Raw genomic sequence first — 21,129 nt, 5'->3', positions numbered from 1 at the left:
CCTGATTAAAGAGCCTTATTCGCCCAGAATGCGAGCTGCTGCGTTATCCAGCGCTTCTTTTACAGGCTGGCGCCCAGAGGTGATATTACCCAGCGCTGGAGCCATTGCACTCCAGAAACTACCCATCTCAGAGTTATTAGGCATCGGAACGCCGCCTATAGCATTTTGAAGGGTAATGGAGATCCGTTCGTCCGCTGCCTGTGTAGCAGCAACCGATTTATCGACCATTGCACCGTTTAGATCAGCCGCCACCAGGGCTTTGAGGGCATCATCGGTGAGAACATAGCTTTCCATTAAAAGTTTAACCAGGTCTTTATTCGGGCTCGCCGCATTTACACCAATCGACCAGATACCTACAAAGGGTTTTGCCGGTGAACCGTTAATAGTCGGAATGGGCGCCAAGCCAAAATCAATACCGGCCTTTTCATAGTTTTCCCATGCCCAGGGACCATCGATCACCATGGCAACTTTGTTTTTGGAAAACTCGGCGCTCATGATGCCGTAATCGACACCGGTAGCCATGCCATGATCGATAAGCGATTTGATCATTTCGCCGCCCTGGATCGCTCCGGCATTATTAACACCTGTCACAGCCGGATCGTACACGCCGTTAACTTTCTTAAAGGCATAACCACCATTTGCAGCCAATAGAGGAAAAGAGAAATAGGCGTTGTTGTAGTCCCAGAGAATCGGAGCTACACCTTCGGGCATATCAACGCCAGCCAGAATCTCTTCAAAGGAGCTGGGTGCATTCTTGATCAGCTTCTTGTTGTAGATCAAAGAGGCGGCTTCAGCGAAAATCGGGTATCCATATACGCTCTTGCCCACGGTTACCCCATCCCAGGCAATATCTTCGATATTACTGCGAACCTCGTCGCTGATCTCGATGGGACTCAGCAGTCCGCTGCTGGCCCACTCACCAAAACGGTCATGCGCGAAAAAGATGAGATCCGGTCCGTCCCCGGTCGCTGCCGCTTGCTGAAACTTGTCTGGAACCGGATCAGGCGATTCGATGACCAGACCAACGCCGGTCTCCTCTTCAAACTTCTGGCCAATCGCTTCCCAGGCAGCCTGGCCGCGAGCTTCTCCTGCGCCCCAGATCACGATTTTTCCATCCTGGAAGGCATGGCTCACGGATGCCGTGGTCGTCAGAACGACTGTCGCCAGCAGTTTCTGCATTTTCGGATTCATTTTGTTCTCCATTATTGTGATTATTTTTCTCTGCTGCGCCGGAACGAGCGCGCACAGTCATAGCGATTTAAATCGCTCAGAACCTCAGACGTTAACCCTACCCATAAGGCATGTATTTCACCGCCCGACCACACAACCCATTAAACAATAAAAACAAACTATTACAATGAGTTATGAATCAACATTGGTAGGCGAGAATGCTCGAAATCCACCCGGAGTGGAGCCAAGCGGGTTGCCAACGCCACTAATTAAACCGCTTCAAAACGGACAAATCAAGACCCGATGCAAAAAATACAACCGATTTAAATTTTTGTTGCAATCGGTTTGAGTTGGACGATAGTATCGCCTTGAACTGTAGAGCGACGCCTTTTGCTCTCGCCCGACCGGCAGACCTGTCATTGATCAGGTTAAACAGCACAACCCGGCTGAATGGATAGGCCGCGTAGCGAATACACATGCACCAGGTCGGGTTGGCGGCAATTCACAAAGGCCGCTGCAAATCCCACATTGGAACACTTAAGCTGATGATAAAAATATTAAAAATCAACGCGTTAGAAAAAACATATGACAATACCGTACAGGTATTGAATGACATCAATCTCGATATGGAAGCCGGTGGCTTCCTGATATTGGTGGGTCCCTCGGGCTGCGGAAAGTCGACACTGCTGAACTGCATTGCCGGATTGGAAACGACCACCTCGGGCTCGATAGAGATCGCCGGTCGCGATGTGACCCAGGTCGAGCCCAAGGATCGAGACATCTCGATGGTATTCCAGTCTTACGCGCTCTACCCCACCATGACCGTACGGGAAAACATCGCGTTCGGCATGCGCGTCAGAGGTGTCCCGAAGGAAGAACAGCGCAACAAGATCCAGGAGGTTGCGTCGCAACTGCAAATCGACCATTTGCTCGATCGCAAGCCCGGCCAGCTTTCGGGTGGCCAGCGCCAGCGCGTTGCGATCGGGCGCGCACTTGTACGCCACCCCTCGTTGTACCTGTTTGACGAACCGCTTTCAAACCTGGACGCCAAATTGCGTGTGGAGATGCGCGCCGAGTTGAAAGCCCTGCATGAGAAAACCCGCGCCTCTTTCGTGTATGTGACGCACGATCAGGTTGAAGCGATGACGATGGGCACCCAGATCGCGGTGCTCAACGGCGGCAGCATCCAGCAGTACGGAACACCGGACGAGATCTACCATAACCCGTCCAATGTATTCGTGGCGAGCTTCATGGGTTCTCCACCGATGAACATTCTAAAGGGCAAGATAGAGCGAAACGGACAGGCACTCAGCGTATGTTTCCTGTCGGACGATGGCATTCCTCACCGCGTGAACGTCCCCCATTACGATGGCACCCCACTCCAGCATGGAACAGAAGTCCTGCTAGGTATCCGGCCCGAATATTGCTATTTGGACAACAGCGGTGAAACGATCGAGTTGCGCGCCATGCAGGTCGAAGTCACCGGTGTGGACCAGTTCGTCAAGTTTAGGTGTGGCGACGACCGGGTACTCACGGCGCGCTTCAGCGATGCCAGCCCGATGCACGCTGGTGCAAACGTCCGCTTCTCGCTGAAAACCTCCGAGATCCGTCTGTTCGATCCCGGCACCGAAAAAGCAATTGACTCCGTAGCTGAAAAATTAGTCGAGCGTATTTAATGAGTGATTCACAGACTAAACAGAACTCCCCTATTGACCTCAGCTTGCGCCCTGCGAACTGGTATAAGGATGCCGTCATTTACCAGGTTTACCCGCGCAGCTTTCAGGACAGCAACGGCGACGGCATTGGCGATCTCAACGGCCTTGCAGCACGTCTCGGCTATTTGGCCGAACTGGGCGTAGATACCGTCTGGATATCGCCTATTTTCAAATCGCCGATGAAGGATTTCGGCTACGATGTCAGCGACTATTGCGATATCGACCCCATTTTCGGCAGCCTTGACGATTTTGATGCCCTGATCGCCCAGGCACACGGCGCCGGCCTGCGTGTCATCATCGATCAGGTGCTCAGCCACAGCTCGGACCAGCACCCCTGGTTCCAGGAGAGCCGTCAGGACAGGACCAACGCCAAAGCCAACTGGTACGTGTGGGCAGACCCGAAAGACGATGGCACGCCACCGACCAACTGGCTTTCGATTTTCGGCGGCAGTGCCTGGCAATGGGACACGCGTCGTCGTCAGTACTACCTTCACAATTTTCTGAAGGAACAACCTGACCTGAACTTCCACGAGCCCGAGGTGCAGGACGCGCTGCTGGACAGCATGCGCTTCTGGCTCGCGCGGGGAGTCGATGGATTTCGCCTGGATACGGCCAACTATTACTTCCACGACCAGAAGTTGCGAGACAACCCACCCAATATTCAGAGCATGACCCGCGAGCATCAGGAGCGATCTCACTCGGTCTACGACCATCAGCATCATTACTACGACAAGTCACGTCCGGAAAATCTGTCCTGGTTGAATCGTATGCGGGCACTTTGTGACGAATACCAGGCGATTCTGCTGGGCGAAATCGGCTGCGAGCGGCAAATCGAGCGCATGCTGGAGTACACAAATGGACCCGATCTTCTGCATACGGCCTATAGCTTCGCATTGATGGGGCCGGACCATAGCGCCCGCTTTATCAACGAGCAACTTGCGCCTTTCGTCGCCAACCAGGCCTCCAGCTGGCCGTGCTGGGCAACGTCCAACCATGACGTCCGGCGCACGGCGAGCCGTTGGCTCCAGGCCGGGGAATCGACAGCGTCGCAGCGGTCGCTCGAGGGTTACGCCGTGCTGCTCGCGACGCTGCTGGGCACGCCCTGCATCTACCAGGGGGAAGAGCTGGGACTTACCGAAGCCGACCTGGCATTCGAAGACCTGGTCGACCCCCCCGGCATCACCTTCTGGCCCGATTACAAGGGCCGCGATGGCTGCCGTACGCCCATGGTCTGGAGACAGGATGCACCCTACGCCGGCTTCTCCGGTCACAAGCCCTGGCTTCCCGTCGCAGCAGAACATACAGACAAGGCGGCGGACCTGCAGAAAAAGGCTCCCTCCAGCCTTTACAGCTTCTACAAACGACTGCTGAACTGGCGTCAACAGCATGCCGTCGCCCGGCGCGGTACCTTTTGCTTCCTGGCGTCCGAGCCCGGGGTTATCGCCTACCAGCGTTCACTGGATGACCGCGAACTGGTTGTCCATATCAATCTTGGAGACACTGAGGTACAGGTCGCGCCCCTTCACGGTGAACTCCAGTTCGGCGGCGACACCGGGGTACTGCAGCCGGGTGACTATAGAGTTGCCCTGGTCTGAAGCCATAGGGTGGATCCGGTTTTGAAAACAAGACTCCGGATTCACCGCCTCCCGCCGCACTCAGGGCATATCCACAACGATACGTCACCGAAGGAGCGCCACCCCGGTACGGGCTAATCTGGCACTCAGGCGGTTAGCCTGCTGCAACACGATCCCGACACGCCGGCCCATGCTGTATTGCGACACCCCTCCCTCTGGGCCTGCAAACTGTGGGCCTGTATAGGGGCTCTGGGCATGGCACTGGCCATGACAGACTCCCATGACCCTGGCCACCGAGTTATCCATACCCACTTCATGCTGGCGGGATGAGCGCTTTCATTCATCTACGGGTTGTGCAACCGCCTCTGGCTGAGTCCGGTGCAGCCGAAGCTGGCCAGCCCTACCGTTAAGCGCGAGGATGCGGGTATACTGCCTGACGTAAACGATTACCAGCCGCCTGTCGGCTTGGTTCGCCGTAGCTTCAAGGCCGCGTGCCTGGCTCGCACCCTCCACCCCCAGGTGATTCACAGTAGATTAAGTGTTGTCGGACAGCCTCGTAAGGCAACCCCTGCCGATTGCTGTCCAAGGAAGGATCGACAGAATGCCATCAGCTAAAGACAAGACCCCGGCCAGCGCTGTTGCGGCGGATAAAAGCGTGACCATTCACGAGATCGCCAAAGCCGCGGGGGTCTCGATCGCCTCGGTCAGCCGGGCGCTGAACGGCAAACCCGGCATCAGCGAGAAGCTGCGCGCCCGCATTCTGCAGATCAGCCAGGACATCAGCTACCAGCCCAGTGCCGCGGCACGCCAGCTGATCGGTGGCAAGAATGCGGTGGTGGGCATTTCTATGGAGCGGCATAGTTTTGAACTGCGTCCTTACTACAACCTGCTGTACCGCAATCTTACCCTGGCGCTGCACAAGCAGGGCATGGTACCGGTATCCTTCAGTTACGACGAGACAGACGCCTTGCAGCAGCAGGCCGGTTCCGCGATCCTGCTGGGCAAGGAGCCCGGCGACTCGCGCCCGCAGATCCTGACAACGCAGCAGATTCCCTATATCCGCATCGACCAGCCGGATCCCGGCTGGTCGATCATGACCGACGGTGTGAACGGCATTTATCAGATCACCCGCTACCTGCTCAGCCAGGGCCACAGCCGCCTTGCCTTTATCGGTGATGCTCTGGGATCCAAACACGACCCCCTTCACCGTATTCATGGCTACCTGCGCGCGCTGGCCGAAGCGGACTTGCAGCCGGCGCGTCAAATCACCGTACCCTTCAGCCACAATCCCACCCTGGTGGCCTACCGCCATATGCGCCAGATCCTGCAGCAGGGCCCGCTCGACTTTGATGCCCTGGTGTGCGAAACCGATGAAGAGGCGCTGGGTTCCATCGCCGCCTTCGAGGATCACGGCATTCGGGTGCCCGAGGATGTTGCAGTTACCGGTTTCGACGACCTGCCGCAACTGGCCGAAAACCTGACCACGGTGCATCAGGATATTCCGGAGCTGGCCGTCGAGGCCGTGAAGCTGCTGGCCGACGCCATCAATGGCGTGGCACCGCGCCAGGTCATGCTGCCGGTCAGGCTGGTCCACCGCCAGAGCGCCTGAGCCTGCGAGCAATTGAAACATCCCGTGGGAGCCGAGTCCTCTTGGCGGACGGAGTCGGCACCACGGTTATTCGCTCGCGGAGCGAGCTCCTACAGTCTCCAGATTGAACCCAGGCACCCTGTGCCGGATCCGCTGTCATCCATTTCAGATAAAGACACCCTCTCCTCTTCCCTGGCCAGCACGTAAACGCTTACTATCTCAGTACAACAACAGGCGCGCCGCCTCATTCACAGGAAAAAACGGTCATGTCACACCGGGAAACGACCCTGCCCTACTGGCAGCTATCCGGCTTCTATTTTTTCTGGGCCGCCGTCATCGGTGCACTGATGCCCTACTGGGGGCTCTACCTCAGGCACCAGGGGCACGATGACGCGGCGATCGGCAGCCTGATGGCCATACTGATGGGTACCCAGCTGATTGCTCCCTATATCTGGGGCTATCTGGCGGATCGCGCCGGCCAGCGCATGCGCTTTGTCCGACTCGGTGCCTGGCTGTCTCTGGGCTGCTTCTTGGGTGTCTTTGTCGATGGCAGCACCGGCTGGATGATGCTGGTGCTGCTGGGGTTCGGCTTCTTCTGGAACGCCATGGGGCCGCAGTTCGAAGCCCTCACACTCGGTTACCTGCGTGGACGGCCAGATGGCTATAGCCGCATCCGGCTCTGGGGCTCGATCGGTTTCATTGTCACCGTCATGGCACTGGGGGCCCTACTCGACATCACCGGCATTGCGTACCTGCCCTGGTTTATCATCGCCTTGCTGGCGCTGGTCGTGCTGGCCTCCTATTCGGTCAGCGACGATGCCACGCGGGTACAACAGCGCCCGCCGGCCGGCAGTTTCGTCGCCATCCTGCGCCGCCCGGAGGTGCTGATCTTCTTCCTGACCTGCTTTCTGATGCAGGCGTCCCAGGGCCCCTACAACACCTTTTTCAGCATCCATCTGGCAAACCATGGCTACAGCGGCACCGCCATCGGTTTGCTGTGGTCGCTCGGCACCACCGCGGAAGTCGGTGTTTTCCTGCTGATGCACCGTCTGCTGGGCCGGTGCGCCCTGCCATCGATCCTGCTGGCCAGCCTGCTGCTGACCGCACTGCGCTGGTGGCTTATCGGCAGCTATGCGGACCAGCCGGGCATCATGCTGCTCGCCCAGTCCCTGCATGGTGCCACCTACGGCGCCTTCCACGCCGCCGCCATCGAACTGGTGCGGCGTTATTTCAGCGACGGCCATGCCGGCCAGGGTCAGGCCCTGTACGGAGGCGTTGCGATTGGCCTTGGCAATGCGGTCGGTGCCCTGTACAGCGGTGCCCTCTGGCAGGCGCTGGGGCCAACACAGACCTTCTGGTGCGGCGCGATTATCGCGCTGCTGGCGGCGATCCTGTGCCGGCAGGGGATCCGTGCAACGCAGGACCCCCAAGCTGCGAATCCTGCGCCGCACAGCCTGCCACCGCTCATCGGCCGGCTTAACGATCCGCAGCCCTGAACACCGTGGTGCGCTCAGGCTGAGGCGTCGGCACAGACGGGGCAACCATCTGCACCCGGCATCGGCTACCTGACGATAGATCGAGCAAATCGACCCACAAAGCAGAATTTAAAACTTTAATGAGTAAACGTTTACTTTAATAACGTAAACGTTTAACTTTGGTTTATCCATTAAAGATCAACACAGCCTGACCGCTGTATTGGAATAACAACAAAACACCGTTTAAGTGGAGTTTGATGATGCCTATCCGCGCTACCGTCTGGGGTGAGAATGTTCACGAACAGACCAACGAAGTCGTCGCCCGAATCTATCCGGATGGCATGCACAACTGCATTGCCCAGTCTCTCAACGAAGACCCGTCCATTGAGGCGATCGCCGTCACGCTGCAGGACCCCGAGCACGGTCTTACCGACGAGGTGCTGCAAAATACCGACGTGCTGCTCTGGTGGGGCCACTGCGCCCATGGCCAGGTCAGCGACGAAATCGTCGACCGCGTACAGAAACGGGTACTCGAAGGCATGGGGCTGCTGGTACTCCACTCCGGCCACTACGCCAAGATCTTCAAGCGCCTGATGGGAACAACCTGCTCGCTGAAATGGCGTGAAGCCGGCGAGCGCGAGCGCCTCTGGGTCGTCAACCCGGGCCACCCGATTGTCCAGGGTGTCGGCGACTACATCGAACTGCCCCACACCGAGATGTACGGCGAGCCCTTCGCAGTACCGAACCCCGACGAAGTGATCTTCATCAGCGCCTTCGAGGGCGGCGAAGTGTTCCGTTCCGGACTCGTCTACCGCCGCGGCAACGGCAAGATATTCTACTTCCGCCCGGGCCACGAGACCTACCCGATCTACTACGATAAAAAGGTAAGGCGCGTACTGAAAAACGCCGTGAAATGGGCGCAGCCGGAAGGTTCCAGCTGGATCGACAGCTGCCCCAACGTGCCGCCTGATCAGGCGCCGAACCCGGTTGAGGTGAAGGGCGAGAGCCTGCACAAGCCCGGCGAAGAGGGGTTTAAATAATGATTCGTCTCGGTATCGTCGGTGCCGGTTCCATGGGTGGCCATCAGGCCCGGCAGTTCAGTACAGTACCGGGCTGCGAATTGGTCGCAGTCTGCGACCTGGATGCTGCGCGCGCCCGTGATTTCGCCGCCGAGCACGGCATCAGCGAGGTCTATACAGACCTGGCACAGATGCTGGCGCAGGCAAACCTGGACGCGGTCACCATAGTGACGCCGGACAGCTACCACAAGGACGCGGCCCTGCAGGCCATTGCCGCCGGCAAGCACATCCTGTGCGAAAAGCCGCTGGCCACCAGCGAGGCGGACGCCACCGAGATGGCGGCCGCGGCCCAGGCCGCCGGCGTCATCAACATGATCAACCTCAGCTACCGCGATTCGGCTGCGCTGCAGCGAGCCCGTGAACTGATTAGCGATGGCCTCATTGGCCGCGTCATGCACGTCGAGGCGAGCTACCTGCAGAGCTGGCTCAGCAGCAACGCCTGGGGCGACTGGCGCACCGACCCGCGCTGGTTGTGGCGCTTGTCCAGCGAGCACGGCAGCAAGGGTGTGCTGGGCGACGTCGGCATCCATATCCTGGACTTTGCCAGCTTCCCGGTCGGCGAGATCAGTGCTGTCAACTGCAAACTGAAATGCTTCGACAAGGCGGACGGCGACCGTATCGGCGACTTCCCGCTCGATGTCAATGACAGCGCGCTGATCCGGGTGGAGTTTGCCAACGGTGCCCTGGGCACGGTCCACACGACCCGCTGGGCCTGTGGCCACGACAACTCGCTGCGCCTGCGCATCTTTGGCGACACGGGCGCCATAACCATTGACATCAACATGGACGAAGGCTGGGAGAAGCTGCAGCTGTGCGAGGGCAGCAACGTCAACCGGGCCCGTTTTGAAGCCGTCGACTGTGCTGCCAGCCCCAGCATTTACCAGCGCTTTATCCGCAGTATCGAGCGCGGCCACAACGACCAGCCCGACTTCGCCCGCGGCGCCGAGCTGCAGCGGGTGCTTGATACCTGCTTCGAATCCGACCGGGAGGATCGCACCCTGATCGTTTAATTTTTGCGGCCGTCAGACCGCAGGGGTCTGACGGCCAATTTCAGGCCGGCCGCCACACCTGCGCAACACCCAGGCTCCGGCACTCAAGCTCGGCTCTCAAGCTAGACAACCTATAACTACAAGAGAACAAAACAATGAAAAAAACCACGCACGCGCTCATCACCTCCACCGCGCTCACCACGGCCCTGCTGGCGGGCGCCAGCCAGGCCGTGACTCTGAACATCCCCTGCTCCACCGGCGCCGGCTTCGCCTCCTGCGAGAAAAACGCACAGGATTGGGCCCAGTCCCGCGGCCACAGCGTCAATATTGTTACGGTGCCTTTTTCGTCCAGCGAAAAACTGGCGCTGTACCAGCAGATCCTCGGCAGCAAGTCCGCCGACCTGGATGTTCTCGATGTCGACGTCGTCTGGCCCGGTATCCTCGGCGCCCATCTTGCCGACCTGGACCCCTACACCCAGGACGCCGAAAAGGAGCACTTCGAATCGGTCATCGCCAACAACCATTACAACGGCAAACTGGTCGCCATGCCGCAGTACACCGATGCGCCGGTACTCTATTACCGCAAGGACCTGCTGGAAAAATACAACCAGCCGGTGCCCAAAACCTGGGAGCAGATGACCGCCACCGCCACGCTTATCCAGAAGGCCGAGCGCGAAGACGGTCATGACCGGATGTGGGGCTATGTGTTCCAGGCCAAGGCCTACGAGGGGCTGACCTGCGACGCCCTTGAGTGGATCAACTCCTTTGGCGGCGGCTCCATCATCGATGCTGACGGCCAGATCACCGTCAACAACCCCAAGAGCGCCGCTGCGCTGGACCTGGCGGGCAGCTGGGTCGGCAACATTACCCCCCAGGGCGTGCTGAACTATGACGAAGAGGGCGCCCGCCGCGTCTTCCAGGGCGGCGATTCGGTGTTCATGCGCAACTGGCCCTACGCCTGGGCGCTGGGCAATGGCGAGGGCAGCGCGGTGAAAGACAAGATCGGCATCACGCCGCTGCCGATGGGCCCGGACGGCAAGCACAGCGCCACCCTCGGCGGCTGGCAGATGGCCGTATCCAAATACTCGGAAAACCTCGATGTCGCGGCCGACTTCGTGCTCTACGTGACCGGCAAGGACGCCCAGCGCAATGGCGCCATCGTTGACGGCCGCCTGCCGACCATCGCCGCGCTGTACGAAGATCCCGACGTGCTGGCGGCCAACCCCCATTTCGCCAATATGCGCGAAGTGCTGGAAAACAGCGTCGCCCGGCCCTCCAGCGTCACCGGCGAGAAGTACAACCAGGTGTCCAACGAGTTCTGGAACGCCGCCCACCGGGTACTCTCCGGCAAGGCCAATGGTGCGGACTCGCTGAGCCAGCTTGAAAGCAAACTCGAGCGCATCCGCGGTCGCCGCTGGTAAGCCTCCGGGTCAGGAGTGCCGGCCTGCAGGCCACTCTCCTGCCGATAAATCAGGCGGTTGCCAGGCCCGGCCGGTCACAGAACCGGGCCGGGACCAACAGCCTCCCAAAGGTTACGTCTTATGGATACTTCATCGATCGGTGCCCAGGGCACCAAGACAGCCGCCAAGGCGCCGGCCCTGCCCCGCCTGGACGCCAGCGCGGGTCGGGCGAAGGCCGAACAGAGCGGCCTGTCACGCCAGCGCATTCGCACCGCCTGGCTGTTTCTGACCCCCATGATGATCGGCCTGGCCTTTGTCGCCGGCTGGCCACTGCTGCGCACCATTTATCTCGGTTTTACCGATGCCACGCTCTCCAATATCGACAGCTACAGTTTCGTCGGCTTCGAAAACTACCTGGTCTACGACAACGGCCACTGGTACGGCCTGCTGGCTGACAGTCTGTGGTGGAAGTCAGTCTGGAATACGCTCTACATCACCCTGTTCTCGGTCTCGATCGAAACCGTGCTCGGCGTGCTGGTCGCGCTGATTCTGCACGCCAAGTTCCCCGGCCGTGGCCTGGTGCGCGCCGCCATCCTGATTCCCTGGGCCATCCCCACCGTGGTGTCGGCCAAGATGTGGGGCTGGATGCTGCACGACCAGTTCGGCGTCATCAATGATCTGTTCATGACTCTGCATATCATCAGCGAACCCATCGCCTGGACCGTGAATCCCGACACAGTGCTCGGCACCATCGTGGCCGTCGATGTCTGGAAAACCACCCCCTTCATGGCGCTGCTGACCCTGGCCGCGCTGCAGATGCTGCCCAAGGACTGCTACGAAGCGGCCCGGGTCGACGGCATCCATCCGATCCGGGTGTTCTTCAAGGTCACGCTGCCGCTGATCAAGCCGGCGCTGGTGGTGGCCGTGGTGTTCCGCCTGCTCGACGCGCTGCGCATCTTCGACCTGGTCTACATCCTGACCTCCAACAGTGAAGACACCATAGTGATGTCGGTCTATGCCCGCCAGGCGCTGATCGACTTCCAGCAGATCGGCTACGGCTCTGCCGCCTCGACGTTGCTGTTCCTGATGGTGTTCGGCCTGACACTGCTCTACATCTTCGCGACACGACTGAAACTGGACGGATCGGGAGACCACTGATGAAAACACTCAAACTGCTTACTGGCCGGGCGTTATTCGCGCTGGCGGTACTGGCCCTGCTGCTCTACACCATCTTTCCGTTCTACATTGCCGTCGCGACCTCGTTCGGCGCCGGCACCGGCGAGCATGTCTACACGCCGGCCTATTTTGACCTGCGCAACTACCTGTCGGTGTTCAAGGAACAGCCGTTCTTCCACAACATCCTCAACTCGGCGCTGGTGTCCTTTGCGACCGTGGCGATCTCGCTGCTGATCGCGGTGACCGCCTCCTATGCACTGGCGCGGGTGCATTTCCGTGGCCGCACCCTGCTGCTGCTGACCGTGCTCGGCGTCTCGATGTTTCCACAGGTGGCGGTGCTGTCGGGCATGTTCGAGCTGATCCGCATGCTCGGGCTCTACAACAGCCTGGGCAGCCTGATCCTGTCCTACACCGTGTTCTCGCTGCCGTTCTCGGTCTGGATTCTGACCACCTTCATGCGCGGCATCCCGAAGGATCTCGAGGAAGCGGCCATCGTCGACGGCGCCACGCCCTGGCAGATCATCACCCGCATCTTCATGCCGGTGCTCTGGCCGGCGCTGGTGACCACCGGGTTGCTGGCGTTCATCGGTGCCTGGAACGAGTTCATGTTCGCCATCACCTTCATCCTCAGCAACGAAAACCGCACCGTACCGGTGGCGATCTCGATGATATCCGGCGACTCCCAGTACGAGCTGCCCTGGGGCCCGGTCATGGCCGCCTCGGTGGTGGTGACGGTGCCGCTCATCGCGCTGGTGCTGATATTCCAGCGCAAGATCGTCGAAGGCCTGACGGCCGGTGCCGTCAAGGGTTGATCAAGGTTTAACAATAAGAGATCAAGATTATGTCCAGCATCGAATTCGTAAAACTCGACAAAGTGTACAAAGGCCTGAATAGCTTCCACGCCGTCAAGGGCGTCGACCTCAGCATCAACGACGGCGAGTTCGTCGTCTTTGTCGGCCCGTCGGGCTGTGGCAAGTCCACCCTGCTGCGCATGATCGCAGGCCTGGAGGACATCAGCGGCGGCGACCTCTACTTCGGCAAGACACGGGTCAATGCGATGGCGCCCAAGGAGCGGGGTATCGGCATGGTGTTCCAGTCCTACGCCCTCTATCCGCACATGAGCGTCTACGACAACATGGCCTTCGGCCTCACGCTGGAGAAGAAATCCAGCCAGACCATCGACCAGAAGGTACGCGAAGTTGCCGGCATCCTGCAGCTCGAGCATCTGCTCGAGCGCAAACCCAAGGAACTGTCCGGCGGCCAGCGCCAGCGAGTCGCCATCGGCCGCGCCATCGTGCGCCAGCCCAACGTGTTCCTGTTCGACGAGCCGCTGTCCAACCTGGATGCCTCGCTGCGCGTACAGATGCGCATCGAAATCACCAAGCTGCACCAGAAGCTCAAGACGACCTCGATCTACGTCACCCACGACCAGATCGAGGCCATGACCATGGCCGACAAGATCGTGGTGCTGAATCAGGGCCAGATCATGCAGGTGGGCAGCCCGCTGGAGATCTACAACAACCCGGCCAACACCTTTGTCGCAGGCTTCATGGGATCGCCGACCATGAACTTTGTCCAGGTCAACGCCCAGGGCAGCCAGATGACGCCGACCCCCTGCGACAACCCCCGCAGCTTCGAGGTGCCGTTCCAGCACCAGGGGCCGGCGACACTGGGCATCCGTCCCGAGCATATAGAACTGAGCCCGCTGCCCGGTGCCCTGGCGGTCGAGTGCCAGATCAGCGTGGTGGAACACCTGGGCAATGAAACCATGCTCTACCTGACATCCGAGCTGTGCGAGCAGCCGCTGGTGGTCGCGGTTGCCGGGGAGAAGTCCCCGCAAATCGGCGAAGACCTGACTATCTATCTGCCAGCAGAGCGCTGCCACCTGTTCGACGCCAATGGCGAGGCGGTGACGCGGCTGGAAACGTCGAAACCAAATTAAGGGAGATCGATTGTGGGAGCCCACTCTGTGGGCGATTGGGTTAGGAATCCGCTTCGCCCGGACGACCAGGCTCCCACATCGCGACCTTCCATCAATCAAGGTACAGATCCATGACAGATTCGATTCGCTGGGGCATGGTCGGCGGAGGCATCAACGGTTTCATCGGTGAAGTCCACCGCCTGGCCACGCGCCTCGATGGCGGCTTCAGCCTGGTTGCCGGCTGTTTTTCATCCAACGACGAACGCAACCGCGCTTCCGGGGCACTGTTCGGCGTGCCGGAAGACCGCGTCTACGGCGACTTCGCCACCATGGCCCGGTACGAAGCCGCGCGGATCGACGGCATCCAGGCGGTGTCGATCGTGACCCCCAACCACCTGCACTTCGCCGCCGCCAGGGCCTTTCTCGAAGCCGGCATCGATGTGATCTGCGACAAGCCGCTCAGCACCACCCTGTCGCAAGCCCGCGACCTCGAGGCCATCGCCCGCGAGAACGGCCGCACACTGGCCGTGACCTACAACTACACCGGCAATGCAATGATCCGGCTGGCACGGCAGATCGTCGCTGATGGTGCCCTGGGCACACTGCGGCTGGTGCAGGTCGAATACATCCAGGACTGGCTGACCGACAATATAGAGCAGATGGGCCAGAAACAGGCGCAGTGGCGCACCGATCCGCAGCAGGCCGGCCGCGCCGGCTGTCTTGGCGATATAGGCGTGCATGCCTACAACCTCGCCAGCTTCGTGACCGGACTGCAGGCCGAACGCGTCTGCGCCGACCTGACCCGCTTCGTGCCGGGCCGACAGGTGGACGATAACGTTCAGGCGACGCTGGATTTCGGCAACGGCACCCGCGGTGCGCTCTGGGCATCGCAGGTGGCGGTGGGGTCCGAAAACGCGCTGCGCCTGCGCCTGATCGGCGACAAGGCCAGCCTGTCCTGGGAGCAGGAGCATCCAAACCAGCTGCAGTTCACCGAACACGGTTCAGCACGGCAAATATTGAGCCGCAACGGTGCAGGATTTCCTCCGTCGCTACAGCACCTGTGCCGGGTGCCGGCCGGACACCCCGAGGGATACCTCGAAGCCTTCGCCAATATCTACGGCGAAATCCGCCAGCAACTGCAGGGCGGCTCCGGGGATTTTCCCGATGTCGGCGATGCCATCAACGATCTGGCCTTCATCGAGGCCTGCCTGGCGTCGGATGACAACGACAATTGCTGGTCTGCACTCGAGCGCTGAGTCCCGGCCTTAAACGAATTATGACCTCCCCCGCACGCGGCATCGGCCGTTTCCGGGGGGCTATCCACACTTGTACCCAGCCAATATTGGGAGGCTTTCTCATGGCAAGCGCACACGCCGACTGGTGGAAAGGATCGGTGACCTACCAGATCTATCCACGCTCCTATCAGGACAGTAACCACGACGGCATCGGCGATCTGAACGGCATCACCGCACGTCTGCCCTATCTGGCGGACCTGGGTATCGAGGCCATCTGGCTGTCGCCGATATTCACCTCGCCGATGGCGGACATGGGCTACGACGTGTCCGACTACACCGATATAGACCCAAGCTTCGGCACCCTGGCGGACTTCGATGCCATGGTCTCGCGGGCCCACGATCTGGGACTCAAGGTCATCATAGACCAGGTGCTGTCCCACTCCAGCGACCAGCATCCGTTCTTCCAGCAGAGCCGGATGAGCCGCGACAATGACAAGGCCGACTGGTATGTCTGGGCCGATCCCCAGCATGACGGCAGCCCGCCGAACAACTGGCAGGCCATCTTCGGCGGCTGCGCCTGGCAGTGGGAACCGCGCCGCCAGCAGTACTATCTGCACAACTTCCTCAAGGAGCAGCCGGACTTCAACTTCCACAACGAGGCGGTACAGGAATGGCTGCTGGGCACCATGCGTTTCTGGCTGGAGCGCGGTGTCGACGGTTTCCGTCTGGATACCGTGAACTTCTACTTCCACGACGCCCTGCTGCGCAGCGACCCACCGGACTACCGCAAGAAGGACAAGCCCGAATGGAACCCCTACTACATGCAGTACCACCTGTTTTCCAAGAACCAGCCGGAAAACCTGCCGTTTCTGCAGAAGATGCGCGCGCTGCTGGATGAGTTCGATGCGAGGACGCTGGTCGGTGAGGTGGGTGAGTCCCATCATGCCGTCGAGATGATGGGCGAATACACCACGGGCCATCGTCTGCACATGGCCTATTCGTTCGAGATGCTCGGTTTCAACTACAGCGCCGCCCACTTCAGGGGGCAGATCGAAACCTTCTTTTCCAAGGCGCCGGACGGCTGGCCCTGCTGGGCCTTTTCCAACCACGACGTGGTACGCCATGTCAGCCGCTGGATGCCCCATGCCGTGAGCCAGGATGCGCTGGCGAAACAGGCGGGCGCGCTGCTGCTGTCGTTGCAGGGTTCCATCTGCCTCTATCAGGGTGAAGAGGTCGGCCAGACTGAAACCGCACTCGAGTACAGCGAGCTGACCGACCCCCAGGGACTGACCTTCTGGCCCGAGGACAAGGGCCGCGACGGTTGCCGCACACCCATGGCCTGGGAACAGGCCGCGGCCAATGCCGGCTTCAGTGACGCCAGGCCCTGGCTGCCGGTCAAGGCACCGCAGGCGTTGCGCAGCGTCGATACCCAGCTGGATGTCGATGGCTCGGTGCTGGAGTTCTACCGCCGCATGCTGCGCCTGCGCCGCGAGCACGAAAGCCTGAGAACCGGCGACACCGTCTTTCAGACGACGGACGAGCCCATACTGTCGTTCGTGCGCGGCGGCGAGTTCCTCTGTGTGTTCAACCTGTCCGCGGATCCGCACCAGCTCGACTGCGCCGGCGAGGCGATCCTGCTCGGCGAAGGCGCCACCCTGGATAATGGCAGCGTGCAGCTGTCAGGCAATGGCTTTGCCATCCTGCGCCTCTGATCCGATGCACCCAATGCCCTGATGCGGCATTTTCGGCGGGCCCAGGCCCGCCTTTTTTGGCTTTGTTCCCCGCACTATCCCGCCCTTGCTCGCTGCCACCGAGCCGGGCTGGAACAGGGCGGGCATAGATATTGAGCTTGCAAGGCGGCAACCGACGACGCCCCTTGTCAGCCACAGGAGACCCCGATGTCAAAAACTACAGCACCCTGGTGGAAAAGCGCCACCGCCTATCAGATCTATCCGCGCAGCTTCTGCGACAGTAACGGTGATGGCATTGGCGATATTCCCGGCATCATCTCCAAACTCGACTACCTGGCGGATCTGGAAGTGGGTTTCATCTGGCTATCGCCGGTATACCGATCTCCCATGGCCGATAACGGCTATGACATCTCCGACTATCAGGACATTGCGCCCGAGTTTGGCACCCTGGATGACTTCGACCGCCTGGCCAGTGAAGCCCGCGACCGCGGCATCGGTATCGTCATGGATCTGGTGGTCAACCATACATCGGACGAGCATGCCTGGTTTGTCGATGCGCGCTCAGGTCGCCAAGCCGACAAGCGCGACTTCTACATCTGGCGCGACCCGGCGGCCGATGGCGGCCCGCCCAATGATATGCAGTCATTCTTCGGCGGCCCGGCCTGGACCCTGGACGACAGCACGGGGCAATACTATCTGCACCTGTTCGACCGCAAGCAGCCGGACCTGAACTGGGAAAACCCGGCCCTGCGCGCCGAAATCTGGAGCATGATGAACTGGTGGCTGGACCGCGGCATCGCCGGTTTTCGCATGGACGTGATCGACCTGATCGGCAAGGACATCGACCGCGGCATCTTGGCCGACGGCCCGCGCCTGCACGAGTACCTGCAGGAAATGCACCGGGAAACCCTGGCCGGACGCGACGTCGTCACGGTCGGCGAAGCCTGGAGCGCCACCCCCGAAAATGCCCTGCTGTACGCGGGTCGCGATCGAAGCGAGCTGTCGATGGTGTTCCAGTTCGAGCATGTGAGCCAGCAATGGGACGAAAAGCTGGGCAAATGGAAGCCCAAGCCCTTTGACCTGGTCGCCCTGAAACGCACCCTGAACAAATGGCAGGCAGCCCTGGCGGAAGACGGCTGGAACTCGCTGTTCTGGGGCAACCATGATCTGCCCCGCGCCGTGTCGAAATACGGCGATGACCAGCAATACCGGGTCGAGTCGGCCAAGATGCTGGCGACCGTGCTGCACCTGATGAAAGGCACGCCCTATATCTACCAGGGCGAGGAATTCGGCATGACCAATGCCGTCTACACCGAGATCGGGCAGTTCAGGGATGTCGAAACGCTGAATTACTATGAGCTGCAGGTCGCCGCCGGCATATCGCCACAGGACTTTATCGCCGGTGCCAATGCAAACGGACGCGACAATGCACGCACGCCGGTGCAGTGGTCGGATGCGCCCCAGGCCGGCTTCAGCAGCGGCACCCCCTGGATCGACGTGAATCCCAATTACACCCGGATCAACGCCCAACAGGCCTGCCTGGATCCGGCATCGATCCATGCCCATTACCGGCGCCTGGTACAGCTCAGAAAGGAATTGCCGCTGATCGTGGACGGCGACTATCAACCCTGGCTCGAAGCACACCCGCAGCTGTTCGCCTACAGCCGCCACCTGGATGGACAGACCCTAAGCGTGGTCGCCAACTTTGGTGCCACGGGGCTGCAACTGGATGTCCCGCCGGGCATGCAGGTCAGCGGCCAGGCACTGATCGGCAATTACAGCTCAAGGGAACGGATAGGCCCGCAGCTCAGCCTTGAACCCTACGAGGCCTTCGCCATCCTGAGCTAAGTTCCCCGCCCCTCCCTGCCAGAACAGCGGCGGGGACGGCGCGCGAGGTCTTCGCCGACGGTTAGCGCCGCTGCGCCAGATCCAGTTCGATGTGGAAGCTGGTGCCGGATTCGGCATCCGAGGTCACCGCCATATGACCCTGATGCTGCTCGGTAATGACAAAGTAGGAGAACGACAGTCGCTTGCCGGCATCGAAGGCCTGATCCGCTGCCTGATCACTGAAATAGGGCTCGAACAGGTGCATCTGCTCATCACCACTCAGGGCCACACCGTTGTGATGAATGCGAATCCAGAGCGACTCGTACTCGGTACTCAGCTCGATGCGAATACAGGGCTCGTGGTCCGCCGCCTCCACCTGCCCCAGGGCATTGCAGGCGTGGCGGAACAGGCTCAGAAAAACCTGCTGCAACTCGGTCACGTAGCAGGACACCATCGGCAGGTCGGCCTCATACTGCCGATCAATGCGGATATCCCGGAAACGCAACTGCGACGGCGCGCTCAGCACGTCGTTCGCCAGCTCCAGCGTATGGTCCATGATGTCCGGCAGATGCGCCAGCTGGCTGACTTCAGTGCGGCCACGGGCAAAGGACAGCAGGTTGTTGATAATGGATTCGACGTGCTGGCCCTTTTCCGATGCATCCGCCAGCAGGCTGCTGAACTTGTCCAGCTCGCGCCCCCGATCCGACTCGGTACCTGCGCCGTTGCCCTGACTCAGCAGACTCTGGAAACTGCTCAGATCAAACAGAATGGCCTGCAGTGGCTTGTTGATATCGTGGGCCATGGTGGAGGCCAGCTCGCCCATGGATGACATCTTGTCGTGGTGGATCAGCATGTTTTCCGCCAGCACCCGTTTGGTAACATCATCCACCAGAATAACGACACCGCTCTCGCTGTGATCCTGCAGCGGATAGACTGTGATATCAAAATGGTAGGTGCCGGGCTGACTCTGTTTGAAGGAAATGGTTTCGTTATTGTCCATCGCCTGGCTGATCTGGCGCGGTGACACTGTAATGGACGGATACAGGTCCCAGAGGTTTTTATCCAGCGCATCGCCAGCCGCAATACCGGAGATTTCCTCGGCCTTGCTGTTCCACTGCGTGATCTGACCCCGCCTGTTCAGGCCAATCAGCATCAGCGGCATGGATCTGAGGATATTGCGAATATAGGACTCGGAGGATTTCAGCAGACCTGAGGTAATCACATGCTGCTGCACTTCCTGCTCCAGCAATTGATTGGATTCCTTGAGCAGGCGGTTGGATTCGTCCAGCGTGGCGGTACGTTCCAGCACCCGCTGCTCCAGATTGTTGCGGATGGCCTGGAGGGCGCGGTTGGACTTTTGCACCCGGCGCCAGATAACGAACAGATTGATTGCCGCGATAGACAGCAGAATGATCAGAATGCCGCTCGACCAGTTGGCGACATACTGCCAGTTGGTTTTGCCATCGTCATCTTTGAACAGCGTGATCAGATCAGCGTAAAGGTTTTGGCTTTGCAGAAAAAGCAGCGTCAAAAATAAGTATTTTTTCATCTCTACATTCAATAATCAGAGAAAATAGTAATGGCATTTCAGGGCTCGTCGGGGATGTTACATAAACCCAAGTCTGCCAATAACCCTAACGCTGCTATTGCACTGCCGACTCAAACAAACACCACCCGACCAACATTCCCAACAGCACCAACCCGCTCAATGCACGATGACAAGCCTTTTTCTCTTTTCAGGCAAAAAAACAGCCGGCGTTAACAGTTGAAACTGCGCCAAATTGTACTGTACCCGCCTCCCCTTGGCTATGACACAGCCTGTCGGCGGCAAGGCTCGATGAGATGAACAGACGTGCAGATCGAGCCTGGAAAGCAGCGGCTGCGCCGCCCGCTAAGGTACCAGACCTTCCAGCTGCAGACTCAGCGGCTCATCCTTGCGCTGTACCCGCCTCCCCTTGGCTATGACACAGCCTGTCGGCGGCAAGGCTAGATGAGATGAACAGACGTGCAGATCGAGCCTGGAAAACAGCAGCTGCGCCGCCCGCTAAGGTACCAGACCTTCCAGCTGCAGACTCAGCGGCTCATCCTTGCGCTGTACCCGCCTCCCCTTGGCTATGACACAGCCTGTCGGCGGCAAGGCTAGATGAGATGAACAGACGTGCAGATCGAGCCTGGAAAACAGCAGCTGCGCCGCCCGCTAAGGTACCAGACCTTCCAGCGGCTGACTCAGCGGCTCATCCTTGCGCTGTACCCGCCTCCCCTTGGCTATGACACAGCCTGTCGGCGGCA

At 59.9% G+C, this 21,129-nt stretch carries 15 protein-coding genes; 13 read left to right on the top strand and 2 right to left on the bottom strand.

Annotated elements, in window-relative coordinates:
* Positions 1-15: 15 nt before the first annotated feature.
* Positions 16-1,191, bottom strand: coding sequence for a maltose/maltodextrin ABC transporter substrate-binding protein MalE (malE, locus tag MRS74_RS21755; protein WP_254582388.1), 1,176 nt, complete (start codon positions 1,189-1,191; stop codon positions 16-18).
* Between the two features lie 524 nt (positions 1,192-1,715).
* Here malE and MRS74_RS21750 point away from each other — a divergent pair.
* The 13 genes from MRS74_RS21750 (at position 1,716) to MRS74_RS21690 (ending at position 18,861) form a co-directional block, all read left to right on the top strand.
* Entirely contained in the window at positions 1,716-2,846 is a 1,131-nt protein-coding gene (locus MRS74_RS21750) for an ABC transporter ATP-binding protein (RefSeq protein WP_256558041.1), read from the top strand.
* The gene (locus tag MRS74_RS21745; protein ID WP_254582387.1) at positions 2,846-4,480 is read left to right on the top strand and encodes an alpha-amylase family glycosyl hydrolase; all 1,635 of its coding nucleotides are present in this window, start codon (positions 2,846-2,848) and stop codon (positions 4,478-4,480) included. The genes MRS74_RS21750 and MRS74_RS21745 overlap by 1 nt, the downstream gene beginning before the upstream one ends.
* 580 nt (positions 4,481-5,060) lie before the next feature.
* Positions 5,061-6,068, top strand: coding sequence for a LacI family DNA-binding transcriptional regulator (locus MRS74_RS21740; RefSeq protein ID WP_254582386.1), 1,008 nt, complete (start codon positions 5,061-5,063; stop codon positions 6,066-6,068).
* A 245-nt stretch (positions 6,069-6,313) separates the two neighbouring features.
* Positions 6,314-7,543 carry an MFS transporter gene (locus MRS74_RS21735; protein ID WP_254582385.1) on the top strand — a complete coding sequence of 410 codons (1,230 nt, stop codon included), beginning with the start codon at positions 6,314-6,316 and terminating at the stop codon, positions 7,541-7,543.
* 239 nt (positions 7,544-7,782) lie between these two features.
* A complete protein-coding gene (locus tag MRS74_RS21730; protein WP_254582384.1) occupies positions 7,783-8,562 on the top strand; it encodes a ThuA domain-containing protein in 780 nt (259 codons plus the stop codon).
* A complete protein-coding gene (locus tag MRS74_RS21725) occupies positions 8,562-9,611 on the top strand; it encodes a Gfo/Idh/MocA family protein (protein WP_254582383.1) in 1,050 nt (349 codons plus the stop codon). Before MRS74_RS21730 ends, MRS74_RS21725 begins: the two co-directional genes overlap by 1 nt.
* Positions 9,612-9,745: 134 nt before the next feature.
* On the top strand, positions 9,746-11,011 hold the full coding sequence (locus MRS74_RS21720) for an ABC transporter substrate-binding protein (RefSeq protein ID WP_254582382.1): 1,266 nt from the start codon (positions 9,746-9,748) through the stop codon (positions 11,009-11,011).
* Between the two features lie 120 nt (positions 11,012-11,131).
* Positions 11,132-12,148 carry a carbohydrate ABC transporter permease gene (locus tag MRS74_RS21715; protein ID WP_254582381.1) on the top strand — a complete coding sequence of 339 codons (1,017 nt, stop codon included), beginning with the start codon at positions 11,132-11,134 and terminating at the stop codon, positions 12,146-12,148.
* Positions 12,148-12,978 carry a carbohydrate ABC transporter permease gene (locus MRS74_RS21710; RefSeq protein WP_254582380.1) on the top strand — a complete coding sequence of 277 codons (831 nt, stop codon included), beginning with the start codon at positions 12,148-12,150 and terminating at the stop codon, positions 12,976-12,978. The genes MRS74_RS21715 and MRS74_RS21710 overlap by 1 nt, the downstream gene beginning before the upstream one ends.
* Positions 12,979-13,007: 29 nt before the next feature.
* Entirely contained in the window at positions 13,008-14,108 is a 1,101-nt protein-coding gene (locus MRS74_RS21705) for an ABC transporter ATP-binding protein (RefSeq protein WP_254582379.1), read from the top strand.
* A 110-nt stretch (positions 14,109-14,218) separates the two neighbouring features.
* Entirely contained in the window at positions 14,219-15,343 is a 1,125-nt protein-coding gene (locus MRS74_RS21700; RefSeq protein WP_254582378.1) for a Gfo/Idh/MocA family protein, read from the top strand.
* A gap of 101 nt (positions 15,344-15,444) precedes the next feature.
* Positions 15,445-17,034, top strand: a complete 1,590-nt coding sequence (locus MRS74_RS21695; RefSeq protein WP_254582377.1) for an alpha-amylase family glycosyl hydrolase — start codon at positions 15,445-15,447, stop codon at positions 17,032-17,034.
* A 186-nt stretch (positions 17,035-17,220) separates the two neighbouring features.
* Complete coding sequence (locus MRS74_RS21690) at positions 17,221-18,861, top strand: alpha-glucosidase (protein ID WP_254582376.1); 1,641 nt, start codon at positions 17,221-17,223, stop codon at positions 18,859-18,861.
* A gap of 61 nt (positions 18,862-18,922) precedes the next feature.
* Here MRS74_RS21690 and MRS74_RS21685 read toward each other — a convergent pair whose 3' ends face one another.
* Complete coding sequence (locus MRS74_RS21685) at positions 18,923-20,389, bottom strand: two-component system sensor histidine kinase NtrB (RefSeq protein WP_254582375.1); 1,467 nt, start codon at positions 20,387-20,389, stop codon at positions 18,923-18,925.
* Positions 20,390-21,129: the final 740 nt, after the last annotated feature.

This window comes from Marinobacterium sedimentorum, assembly GCF_024267675.1.
Classification (GTDB): Bacteria; Pseudomonadota; Gammaproteobacteria; order Pseudomonadales; family Balneatricaceae; genus Marinobacterium_A; species Marinobacterium_A sedimentorum.
Note: the sequence above shows the minus strand (reverse complement) of the source record. Positions and strands in the feature narration are given on the sequence as shown.